The 12,423-nt window shown below is 30.2% G+C and carries 11 protein-coding genes; 5 read left to right on the top strand and 6 right to left on the bottom strand.

Going from position 1 to position 12,423, the window contains the following annotated elements; all coding sequences use genetic code 11:
- Positions 1-82: 82 nt before the first annotated feature.
- From C820_RS02280 to C820_RS02270, 3 genes are all read right to left on the bottom strand, one after another.
- The gene (locus tag C820_RS02280; RefSeq protein ID WP_004035690.1) at positions 83-1,237 is read right to left on the bottom strand and encodes a 5-(carboxyamino)imidazole ribonucleotide synthase; all 1,155 of its coding nucleotides are present in this window, start codon (positions 1,235-1,237) and stop codon (positions 83-85) included.
- A 183-nt stretch (positions 1,238-1,420) separates the two neighbouring features.
- Positions 1,421-2,341, bottom strand: a complete 921-nt coding sequence (locus tag C820_RS02275) for a SufB/SufD family protein (protein WP_004035692.1) — start codon at positions 2,339-2,341, stop codon at positions 1,421-1,423.
- Between the two features lies 1 nt (position 2,342).
- Positions 2,343-3,059, bottom strand: coding sequence for an ABC transporter ATP-binding protein (locus C820_RS02270; RefSeq protein ID WP_004035694.1), 717 nt, complete (start codon positions 3,057-3,059; stop codon positions 2,343-2,345).
- Positions 3,060-3,365: 306 nt separating this feature from the next.
- Between C820_RS02270 and C820_RS02265 the strand changes: the two genes are divergently transcribed.
- Genes C820_RS02265 through C820_RS02255 form a run of 3 tightly spaced genes read left to right on the top strand, consistent with a single transcriptional unit; the run spans position 3,366 to position 4,838 of the window.
- Positions 3,366-4,370, top strand: a complete 1,005-nt coding sequence (locus tag C820_RS02265; protein ID WP_004035701.1) for a hypothetical protein — start codon at positions 3,366-3,368, stop codon at positions 4,368-4,370.
- 31 nt (positions 4,371-4,401) lie between these two features.
- Positions 4,402-4,710 carry a hypothetical protein gene (locus C820_RS02260; RefSeq protein WP_004035705.1) on the top strand — a complete coding sequence of 103 codons (309 nt, stop codon included), beginning with the start codon at positions 4,402-4,404 and terminating at the stop codon, positions 4,708-4,710.
- 2 nt (positions 4,711-4,712) lie between these two features.
- Entirely contained in the window at positions 4,713-4,838 is a 126-nt protein-coding gene (locus C820_RS02255; RefSeq protein WP_004035707.1) for an XkdX family protein, read from the top strand.
- Positions 4,839-4,878: 40 nt separating this feature from the next.
- Here C820_RS02255 and C820_RS02250 read toward each other — a convergent pair whose 3' ends face one another.
- From C820_RS02250 to hemW, 3 genes are all read right to left on the bottom strand, one after another.
- Complete coding sequence (locus C820_RS02250) at positions 4,879-7,206, bottom strand: hypothetical protein (protein WP_004035711.1); 2,328 nt, start codon at positions 7,204-7,206, stop codon at positions 4,879-4,881.
- Positions 7,207-7,302: 96 nt separating this feature from the next.
- Positions 7,303-9,219: an LTA synthase family protein gene (locus C820_RS02245; RefSeq protein WP_004035713.1), complete on the bottom strand. Its 1,917-nt coding sequence runs from the start codon at positions 9,217-9,219 to the stop codon at positions 7,303-7,305.
- Between the two features lie 121 nt (positions 9,220-9,340).
- Positions 9,341-10,468 carry a radical SAM family heme chaperone HemW gene (hemW, locus tag C820_RS02240; RefSeq protein WP_004035715.1) on the bottom strand — a complete coding sequence of 376 codons (1,128 nt, stop codon included), beginning with the start codon at positions 10,466-10,468 and terminating at the stop codon, positions 9,341-9,343.
- A gap of 200 nt (positions 10,469-10,668) precedes the next feature.
- On the opposite strand from hemW, the gene hrcA reads away from it, so the two are divergent.
- Together hrcA and grpE are read left to right on the top strand one after the other, a co-directional pair.
- Positions 10,669-11,715 (top strand): heat-inducible transcriptional repressor HrcA, encoded by a 1,047-nt coding sequence (hrcA, locus tag C820_RS02235; RefSeq protein ID WP_004035717.1) that lies wholly within the window; start codon positions 10,669-10,671, stop codon positions 11,713-11,715.
- Between the two features lie 44 nt (positions 11,716-11,759).
- Positions 11,760-12,338, top strand: a complete 579-nt coding sequence (gene grpE / locus C820_RS02230) for a nucleotide exchange factor GrpE (protein ID WP_004035719.1) — start codon at positions 11,760-11,762, stop codon at positions 12,336-12,338.
- Positions 12,339-12,423 lie beyond the last annotated feature (85 nt).

The following is a 12,423-nucleotide window of genomic DNA, read 5'->3' as shown; positions in this document are numbered from 1 at the left end:
ATAGAGAAATTTCCATCTTTCTTTTTTACTAGACATCAATAAACATTTGAAATAATCAATATCATAAAATAGATTACAATGTTTATTTTCCATAAATTTTGATAGCACGTTTTGCCATTTCTGCTTTTCTTAATGCCTGTGACATACTATCTGCAATAGTTGTAATATGTCCCATTTTACGATTTGGTCTACATTCTCCTTTTCCGTAAATATGCAGATAAACTCCCTCTATTGCTAGTGCAGTATCTGCTCCAGATATATGTGTTTTTCCTGTACTTCCTACTTCTCCTAATAAGTTTCGCATGACAACAGGCTTTAATAATTCTGAAGAACCTAAAGGCAGTCCTGTGATAGCTCTGATGTGCTGTTCAAATTGGCTAGTAGCACAGGCTTCTATGGTATAGTGTCCAGAATTGTGTGGTCTTGGTGCAACTTCATTAACTGCTATGTTTTCTTCTTTATCTACAAACATTTCTACACAAAACATACCTACTCCTTGAAATACTTCCATTACTTTTTTTGCTACTTCCATTGCTTTTGGTATAACATGTTTTGAAATGCTGGCAGGTACTCTTGTTTCAGATAATATACTATCTTTATGAATATTTTCTGCTACAGGATAGACTTTGATTTCACCTTTTATGCCTCTACAAGCAAGCACAGAAATTTCTACTGTAAATGGAAAAAACTTTTCTGCCATTAAATTTAATTTTCCTTTTCCTAATTCTGCATATGCTTTTGGTATTTCTTCTTTGTTTTTCAGCAAAAAATTACCTTTTCCATCATAACCTCCTGTGCAAGTTTTAAGCATAATAGGATAACCGAATTTTTCTGCTGCGTTTGCGATATCTCTTTCTGAAGAAACTGCACAAAATGCAGGTGTAGGTAAACCACGTTCTAATATTAATTTTTTTTGTGCATATTTATTTTGTATTACTTTTAAGCTTTTGGCAGTAGGATATACTTTTTTACCTTCTTTTTCTAATTTTTGAAGTATATCCGCATCAATATGCTCAAATTCATATGTCAATACATCTGTTTTTTCTGCTAAACTTCTAATTGCTTCTTTATCATCAAAATTTGCAACAATATGTTCATCTACTAATGTGTGAGCAGGACATTTTGGTGTAGGGTCTAATACTGCAACATAAAAGCCCATTTTTTTTGCTTCTTGTATCATCATTTTACCTAGTTGTCCACCACCTATAATACCAATTTTCTTATGTATATTTTCCATATTTTTTCCTCCAATATTGTTAAAATGTGGGGCTTATTGTCTGCTTGTTTTTTTAACCAAGCAGACAATTACAATAGGCTGACTTTTTGTAAATTGCCCTTTTCCCAAAAAAAACATAGTGACAGCCAATAGTAGTATACTGTATGTGTGATTGCAAAATACTGTTTGTTGTTGATAAATAAACTATTTTAAAAATCCATTTATAATTTGCTGTTCTGCTTCTTTTTCTGTTAGTCCTAATGACATTAGTTTTATTAATTGGTCGCCAGCAATTTTGCCTATTGCTGCTTCATGTATGAGTGTGGCATCTAAATGATTTGCTGTAATTTCTGGTATTGCTGCTACAATACCATTATCCATAATAATAGCATCACATTCAGAATGTCCATAACATTGATCATTTCCGTTAATAATAGAACGAAATACTTGTTTTGAATTATCTTTTGCTACAGAACGAGAAATTAAATTTGCACTAGAATTTTTTCCATCTAATTCTACCTCAAAAGAAGTTTCTGCAGTTTGTTTGCCGTGTGTCATAATTTTTTCTTTTATTACAAGTGTTGCACCATCAGCTAATTTTGCTGTAGATACTCTATTAGTAGAGTCTACACCTTTCATTTGTACAGTGTCCATTTCCATATAGCTGTTTTCTCCAGCTTCAATATGTGTTTGAGGATTTATAATTCTTTCTCCTGTACCTTCTCCTTCTCCAACGTGTTTTTCTATATATTTTACTTTAGCATTTTTGCTCAAAAAGAAGCGATGTATTCCTTCATGTATAGAAGCCTCTTCTCCACTATTATGAACGCCACAACCTGCAACAATTACAATATCAGCATTTTCTCCAATATAAAAATCATTATATACTAAATCATTTACACCTGCTTGTGTAATAATAGCAGGAATATGAACACTTTCATTTTTAGTATTTTCTTTTACAATAATATCAATACCAGATTTTCCATCTGTTTTTGGTACAATTTGTATGCTTGCTGTGGAATTTCTACCTTCGCTTTGACCATTATTACGTATGTTATAAGCACCAACAGGAATATCATGTAAATCAGCAACCTGCTCTAAAAGTGATTTTAATACTGTATCCATTTCATTGTTCCTCCTTCATAAAGCGGCAACCTTCTGTTTGACATAAAAGACTAGGTAATACTTCTTGCTTTGTACCTTGTTTTGTAATTTCTCCATTGCTTATAACAATAATTTTATCAGCAATGTTTAATATTCTTTCTTGATGAGAAATAATTACAATAGAACCTTGTATTTCTTGGTGCATTTTTTCAAAAACATTTATCAAATTTTTAAAGCTCCATAAATCAATACCTGCTTCTGGTTCATCAAATAAACTGACTTTTGTTTTCCTTGCCAAAACAGTTGCAATTTCAATTCTTTTTAATTCTCCTCCAGAAAGGCTTGCATTGACTTCTCTATCAATATAATCTCTAGCACAAAGTCCTACTTCTGAAAGATATTGACAAGCTGCAACAGTACTCAAATCTTTGCCAGAAGAAAGTGATATTAAATCGTGTACTGTAACACCTTTAAAACGAACAGGCTGCTGAAAAGCAAAACTAATGCCTGCTTTTGCTCTGTCTGTAATAGAAAGTGTTGTAATGTCTTGTCCATCTAATATAATTTGTCCGCTCTGTGGTGAGATAATGCCTGCAATCATTTTTGCTAAAGTAGATTTTCCACCACCGTTTGGTCCTGTAATAACAACAAATTGATTGTCTTCAATGTTTAAACTAATATTTTTTAATATTCCCTCTTTGCCTTCCGCAGAATAGGATATATTTTTTAATTCTAGCATAATATTGTTCCTCCTAAAAAAGGTGCTCCTTTATTCTCCATAATCTTTAAAATTATAACAATTTCATGGTAAAAATGCAATAGCTACAAACAGTACTGTTATTATTTTGTGTCATAATAATAATAAAATTAAAAAAATATTTATTATTATCAATATAAATTTAACCATAGCTTTTTATTTTTATACTGTTTTACATATTAATAGAAAAATTGATACTTTTTGATACTTTTTATTTTTTAGTATAAATTTATCTTGGTCAAGAGAAATCATTTTTTAAAATAGTTCAAAAAAGAAAGGGGAAAAATAATGAATTCAGAATATGGCTCATATACTAAAAACTATCATTTATTAAAACCAGATGATAAAGACTTTTATGACATAGAACATATCAATGGAAATATGGATATTGTAGATATAGAACTAGATAAATTAGACCAAAAAACAATACAATTAAATGAAGCAGTAGTAGACATTAGTGGTTTAATTGGTACAAAAACAGACACAGGAGGCACAAATACAGAAGGTACTGTTATGGCAAAGCTAAATGCTGTGTTGGATAAAAATGATGATACAGAAATTGATATAGATAGCATAAAAGAATTGATAGGACAAACATCAAATACTGGAGGAACTGCTTCTTCAGGAAGTGTTATGGCGAAATTAAACAAAATGTTATCAGACTGGACAAATAGTAGGGCTAGTAAAATTGATACAATAAATAATGTCATTGGTGCAACAGCGAATACAGGTGGTACAACACAAGCTGGAACTGTTATGGCAAAATTGAATGCTTCTTTACAAAATGAAGTAGATATAAAAGAATTGATAGGACAAGCAGCAAATACTGGGGGAACATCAAATGCTGGAACAGCTATGGCAAAATTAAATAAACTATTGACAGACTGGACAAATGCAAGAGCAGTAAAAATTGACACTATAAATAGTGCTATAGGTACAACAGGTAGTACAGGAGGTACTGCAACAGCAGGAAGTGTTATGGCAAAACTAAATGCACTTTTAAGTAAAGTATCTGGTGGTGTAGGAATTAAAAGTATACAAAGGGGAAGTTTTGTAGAAGACTTTAGTGTAGAAACAGTAAAAACGACTAAAATCACTATTTCGACAGTTAATCCTCAAAAAACGTTTGTTATTATAAATGGTGGTTTGAGTGCAGGATATAGTAATAGTTCTTCTGCTGTAAGAGGGTATGTAGGTACAGTTGCATCAACTTATTTTAATTATTGTGCAGGACGTGCAAGTCTTACAATAGGTGCAGGAACTGTTGGTTATCAAGTTGTAGAATTTTATTAAAATTATACTTAATAATAAGGAGGAATTATCAGTGAGATATGCACAAATTAATGAAAATGACATTTGTATTGCAGACTCCTTTTTATCTGGAGAAGTGATTGCAGAAAATATGATACCTTTGACAGATGAGGAACCTTCACCATTAACAAAGAAATATGTTAATGGTGTTTGGGAGGAAGTAAAAAAAGAACAACAGACACAAATACAGTCTGATACTGAAATGATAATGCAAAGTATTGCAGAGTTGGAATTACAAAATTATGAGGCACAGTCAGAAAGACATGAAATTACTCAGAAAGTGACAGAATTGGAACTGAAAATATTACAAGGAGGAAAATAATAATGTATGAAATATTGAAACAAAAATATGAAAGAAATTTTGTAAGAAAAGACCAATTATTAAGATATGTAGCACTGGGTAAAATCACACAACAGCAATATCAACAAATTATTGAAAACAAGAAATAAATAATAAACCCCTTTGAATTGAAATTCAAAGGGGAATTTTTTATTTTACAATAATATTAAATTCTTGATAATATGTTTTAGAATAACTGTTTCCAGCACCACCATATACTGTAGCAGAAATAACAATATTTCCTGCTGTTCTGGTGTATAAATTGGTATGATTTTGTATATATGCACCTGTAGTGCCAGCATCTACAATTCTCCACTGTATCTCTTTAGCATTGGCATTGTTAGGCTGTATTGTACCAGAAAGCTGTAACATTTCACCTGATTTGCAAGTAGTTGGTGTATTAAGTACAATATTGTTTACTTTTGTATATTTTTCTTCTATAGGTATGATATTGATTTGAAATTCTTTTGTAATATCAGAAGTACCGTCAACGCCTTTTTCTACTGTAGCACATATTGTAACAACACCTGTACGCTGAGCAGTTAATTCGTTATTTGTTATTTTTGATTTTGTGTTGCCGTCGTTTTGGATACTCCACTGTATAAAATTATGTGTTGCATTAGAAGGTGTAACATATCCTGTTAAAACAAGAGGTTCATCAATATCCCATACTGTAGGAGAAGTCATTATAATATCTTCTGTTTTTACAAAATTTTTGAATTCATCTTCTACATTGATTATAAAATCTTGTGTAAAATGTTTTGCATTGCCCATTCCATGAAATACCTGTGCTGTTACAATTATACTTCCTTCTGAATAAGCAGTAAGTACATTACCATTAGAAATAGCTGCACCTGTATTTCCAGCATCTTTAATACTCCAACGTATTGCTTGTTTATTTGCGTTATGAGGTACTACAGCACCAGATAATGTAATACTTTTTCCCTGATACATACTTGTGGGCACATTTTCAATGCCTGTTACAGAAATAAAACCATCTGAATGTTCGCCTACCATAATAGTGGAAGCGATATTTGACTGTTTATTTGTAATAAGTTTTTGTATTGTTCCTGTACCAGTAATTTCTATATTGGTATCAGCATAAAGTTCTTCTATTACAGAACCTTCTGCCATATTTATTTTTAATGTATTTGGTACATTAGAAATATTAAGTGTTTGTATTTTTTTGTTTTGATTTAATTGTACTTCTACTGCTGTAGTATCAAAAGTGATATTTTTAATATTAGTGTCTATTTCTAATTTTCTGCCAGTATATTGCTCTACAAGTACATTTTTCAGTATGGTATAGCGGTCACCTTTTAATATAGTATTTCCTCTAATAGCAATATTACCAGAAACATTAGTATTGCTATCAAAAAATAATGTAACAGGTGTTCTGTCTTTACGATAAGATATCACATCATTTTGTATATTACAGTTTTCGATATAAACAGCATCTCTGCCACCATAAATATTTACATTGCCTTTTACTGTAACATCTTTTAATGTTGCAGAAGTATTTTTGATAACATCTTGTATTGTGACATCTTTTTCAATTACAGCATTATAAAGTGTGGCATTTTGTGCTTTTATAGTAGCATTTTGATATGTTTTTGCTGTAGCATTAAATCCCTGTCCATCTGTATTCAATATTAAATTTTCTTTTGATGTTGCTGTTTTAGCAGTAGAAGAGTTTGCTATATTTTCTCTTGTTGTATAAGTAATTTTATTTGCATTTTGTTTTAAATAAAGCTGTTCTGGTTTAATATCTGTTTCTATATCATTGACATAAGCTGTTAATTCATTAATTTTTCCTGCTGTACCAGTGATTTTTGTTTTTGCATATAATATACAATTTTTTACTTGTGCATTTTGTAAAAAATTAATGGACGTATTTGGTGCATTACTAGAAATTTGTAATGTTTGTATTTGTGCATTTGACAGCAATGTAATAGAAGAAGGTGTGTTAATTTCTAATAGCTCTATGTCCGCATCTACTTTTACAGTAGAAACAACATTTTCTGAAATGAAAACATTTTTATAACTATTTCCTTTGATATGTGCATTGGTACAAATCTGCATAGTATTGATGTTGCTTGAAATATCACTATCTATTATGACATTTTGTTTTTGTACTTGTATATTGTTGATATTACAGCCTCTTATGTTAATTGTTCCGCCGCCTTGCACAAAAACAGAACCTGTAACAGTGATATGCTCTAATATAATTTGTTCGTTGTTATTAGAAGTAGGTATTGTTAAATTACCATTTATTATCTGATTTTGCATGGTACTTTTTTGTAATATTATTGTATTGCTTTCCGTTTCAGAGGAGGCTTGTGCTGTTATCATATTTTTGGTGTTTTGTGTCCAATTATTTTTAATATCATTGTGTACTGCTGCAAATGCTGTTGTAACAGTGCTTGAAGCAAGTATTGCAGAAAAACAAATACAAAGCAGCTGTTTTGTTCTATTCATGATGTTTTATCTCCTTTCTTATTTACTATAATAAGTATTTTTTAATATTTTATATTATAATGATACGTTTTTAATATAGTTTTGTTTTATTAGAAATTATTGATTAATAAAATCTTCTCCTAAAAGTTGGTCATATGTTATGAGCCAAAGTGCATCTGTTAATTTTTTTGTTTTTTCAGGGTCAATATTTGGCTGATATAAATTGTATTTGCTGTGAATAACAGGACAAGTTTTATATAAATCTAATAACATATTACTTTGTACTGTTTCAGGAGCATTGATATACTTTAAAAGCAGAGGCATTAACATATAAGAAGTTACTGCTTGTTTGTCTGCTATATAATCTTTCCCTGTATCATAATTGGCAAATACAATATAAGGAGTAGAGAACATATACTCAATTTCTTTTTCTGTCCAGTTTTCTGCTTCACTACTATGTAATGCACCTGTAGTAGTATAAGGAGTAAAATCGTTTCCTAATGTAGGCAAGTGGTCACCAAACCAAAGTACTACTGTAGGTTTTTGCCTTGTCATAATGTAATCATAAAGTTGTTTTAATGCTTTATCAGAGTCGCTTACTCCTTTTGCAAAATTCTCTAGTGCATTGATTTCTTGTGCAGAACAATTATCATTTTGTACTTTTATAGTTAAATCTTGTTTTTCAAATTTGTTTTGATAAAGGCTATGATTTTCCATTGTAATACCAAACAAAAAAACACTATTGTTACGTGATTGTTCTAATTCTTTTTGTATTTCATCTATAAGTGTTTCATCTGTCAAATAAGGGCCGCTGTTCCACCATAATTCTGTTTTTAGTTGGCTTTGCCCTCTAAATTCATCAAATCCCATGTAAGGATATGCTTTATTTCTTTCATAGAATGTATTGTCATAAGTATGTAAACCTATAGTGTCATATCCCATATTTTTAAAATAACGAGCAAATGAAAATACATCTTTTTGCATATATTGTTGATAAGGAAAAGAACCTGCTGGCATAGGCGATGTTGTCATACCTGTAAGAACTTCAAATTCAGGGCGTGCTGTTCCTCCTCCAAATGTGCTTGAAATCATAGTACCACTAGGATAATTTTGTGACAAAGCATTGTAATTTTCTAGAGGGTGTTGCGAAAATGTTGTATTAGGCAATGTTGTCATATCCCAAAAAGACTCAGACAATATCACTATGACATCTGGTTTTATAAAATCCGCATAGGGTACAGCAGGTGAATATTCTTTTTTAAGCTGTTCTATGGCACTTTTACCATAGTGAGAAGGTGCATCAATATTTAAGTAACCTATATTTAGTAAAAAAGCAGTTAAAAAACCATTTTTATAATAATTGCTCTGTTGTGTGGAAGTATCATTTACAGAAATATCAAACCATTTTGTGTAACTCATTCTCATAGTATTGTTTGTTAAAAATATACCTGTACCAGTAAATATTACTATTCCTAATAAAAAAGTAATAAAACGCAAGTATTTTTTAGAGTATGATTTAGGTTTTCTAGGTAAAAGCAATATACTATACAATACAGGAGAAAATAAAAGCAATATCATAATAGGCGTGATATGTAATGCTTTTAAAAAAGGTTGAAAATCTTCTATATTTTTACTCAAAAGCAAATCCCAAGGAAGCAAATGTTCCTGTAATATTGAAAATTTAATATTGTCTGCTAATGCAAGTGTGGTATAACAAATACCTAATATACTTCCTGCTAGCCATGCTCTGGAAAAAATCAAACATAACGATATAAAAAGCACAGAAGTAATTATTAATCCAAAATAAAAAGCACCTGTTCTATTTTCCATTAAAAAAGAAATAGTATTGATGTCATAAGAAGAAATACAATTTGCTAATGCTGTTAATAAATAAGGATAAGGCAAAAAGCAAATATAACGAATGACAGTAAGTACTCCTTTTAAAATATTGTTATGAGATGTTTTGGTAGGCTCTACCGTCTGCTTTGGCGTGATATTGCCTAACGCTGGCGAAACATCTGTAGAATGAAACATAGTGACAAACTCCTTTACAAAATATAATACTTTAAACTATATTTAAGTATAACGGGAAATTGTCAAATATTCAATAAAAAAACAATATGCTGACGAAAATTGTTTTTTATATCATTTTTTATCATACAAAAGCACAAAATACTATATTACTTAAATCTATTCCTTTATTTGTCAAATAATAATGTCCTTGCTGTTTTTGCAATAATTTTTGTTCTATCAATAACGAAAGTTGCTTTCCGTAAATACTGTCTATGCTGACACCAAATCTTTTTTGAAAAGTATATTCAGAAATGCCTTTTGTCATACGTAGTCCCATAAACATAAATTCACTTTGAAGTTGTTCTATTGTCAAATGTTCTACACCTCCTGTCAATAAAGATGTATTTCCTTTTGATTGTATATATTTTTGCATATCATATGTGTTGTAAAAACGTTTGTTTTTGTAATAAGAATGTGCTCCTAATCCAAATCCTAGATATTGTTTTGTTTGCCAATAGACTTTATTGTGACGACTTTCATAACCTTTTTTACAAAAATTAGAGATTTCATATTGATGATAACCATATTGTGCTAAAAGTTGTTGTGTAAGATGATACATTGCTCTGTCTGTTTGTTCTTTTGGAAGTAAAAGCTTATTTTGTTGATAGAAATGGTAAAAAGGTGTACCTTCTTCTATAATAAGGCTGTAAGCAGAAATATGTTCTGGCTGTAAATGTAATATACTATAAAGTGTTTGCTGCCATTGACTATATGTTTGCTCTGGTAATGAGAACATAATGTCAATATTAATATTTTCAAAACCAGCTTTTCTAGCATTGTCATAGTTTTTTAAAAATGTAGTACGATTATGTATTCTGCCTAATTTCTGCAAAAGTTCATTTTGCCAAGCTTGTAAACCTATGCTAATGCGACAAAATCCCATAGTATGCAATGCAGACAATACAGAACTAGATAGTGTACCTGGATTTGCTTCTATAGTAATTTCTGCATTATTTAAAACGTTGTAATACTGAAAAATAGTATTCATTATTTTTTGTAAAAAAGAAATAGGCAGTATTGTAGGTGTTCCACCTCCAAAAAATATAGTATGTATTACTTCATTATGACATAGAGTAGCTTTTTGTATCAGTTCTTTTATTAGTATATCTGTATAGTCAGCATATAAATATTCTTTGTTGGCAAAAGAAGTAAAATCGCAATATAGGCATTTTTGGATACAAAATGGAATATGAATATAAAGACTGTTCATAATAAACTTCCTTTCTAGCAATAGTATAAAATATGGTAATTAATATATTATGATAGATTAGTATAGTATATTTTTGAAAAAAATAAAATATAAAAAGTAAAAAAACACTTGACATATTTTAAGTCAAGTGTTATTTTAAGAATAGAAATTAGCACTCGACATCATTGAGTGCTAACAAACAAAAGGAAGGAGTTGACAATATGGCATTGAATGATAGAAAAATACAAATATTGCAAGCAATCATCAATGACTATATTGCAACAGCAGAGCCTGTAGGTTCGAGAACCATTGCAAAAAAATATAATTTAGGTATTAGTTCTGCTACTATTCGTAATGAAATGAGTGATTTGGAAGAAATGGGCTTTATTATACAACCCCATGCTTCAGCGGGTAGAATTCCGTCAGATTTAGGCTATAGACTTTATGTGGACAGATTAATGCAGAAAAAAGAGTTGACACCACAAGAACAGCAGCTTTTAAAAAGTGTTGCTACTACAAATATTAGTCAGATTGATTATCTTATGGAGGAAACAGCAAAAGTAATTTCTATGCTAACTAATTATACAGCATTAATTTCTGAGCCTATATTTACATGTGCAAAATTAAAACAAATTAGATTGTTACCTCTTGACAGTGAGTCCATTATATTGATGGTTGCAACAGATGGAAATTATATTAAAAATCATATATTAAAATTATCTACAGTACCAGAAGAAAAAAAGCTGTTTGAAATGGGAAGTTGTATTAACAACATATTGAAAGGCTGTACAATAGAAGACATTGATGAGTGTATTATTACATTGTTAAGGAGAGAATTACAGGAATATAGTTATATATTACCTATGCTGTTATCTGCAATACAAAAGACAGCAACAAGTGCAGAAAGTATGCAGGTACATTTAAGTGGTACAAAAAATATATTGGCATTTCCTGAATTTAGTGATATACAAAGAGCAAAATCACTTTTTCAAACATTAGAACAAAAAGATGTTTTAATTACATTACTTCAAGAGCAAAAAAATGATGACGTTCAAATTATGATAGGCAGCGAAAATAGTTTACAAAGTATAAAAGATTGTAGTGTTATCACAACAACGTATAAAATGGGAAATGGTACAAGAGGAACAATAGGCATATTAGGGCCTACCAGAATGGATTATTCTCAAGTGGTATCAGTACTCAATGGTATGGTAAAAAATATAGAAAATGTGTTACAAGCATTAGTAGAAAATAAAAATGATACTTAGCAAATATAGCAAATTAAAGTAGAAAAAGAAAAGAGGTTTTACTTTTGGAAGAAAAGGATAAAGAAGTAGAGGAAATAGAAACAGAAAAGCAAGAATTACAACAAACCACACAAGAACAAGCTGATACAACAGAAGAAGATGCTGTGCAGCAAGAACAACAAGAACAAACACAACAGGACATTATAACAAAATTAGAAGCACAATGTGCAGATTATCTGGATAAATATCAAAGATGTTTTGCTGAATTTGATAATTTTAGAAAAAGAACTATAAAAGAAAAAGCAAGTATGTATGATGATGGTGTAAGGAGTACAGTAGAAAAACTGCTTCCTGTTATAGATAATTTAGAAAGAGCTGTAGCAGTAGAATGTGAAAACAATGCAGAAGATAGTTTTTATAAAGGCGTTGCAATGACACTCAAACAATTTCAAGAAATATTGACAACAATGGGAGTAGAACCAATTAAAGCACTAGGTGAAACATTTAATCCTAATTTGCACGCAGCTGTAGCACATGAAGATAATGAAGAATATGGTGAAAATATTATTATGCTAGAAATGCAGAAAGGATATAAATATAAAGATAAAGTAATTCGTCACAGTATGGTAAAAGTAGCAAATTAAAATAATACTGCAAATTGTAAAGCAGTTTCGTATAAATGATAAATTAAAATAACAAAGAATGGTTTTATATTAGGAGGAATATATA

The sequence above is a fragment of the Clostridium sp. MD294 genome (genome assembly GCF_000364165.2).
Taxonomy (GTDB): Bacteria; Bacillota; Clostridia; order Lachnospirales; family Anaerotignaceae; genus Coprocola.
This window is presented reverse-complemented; position numbering and strand designations above follow the sequence as displayed.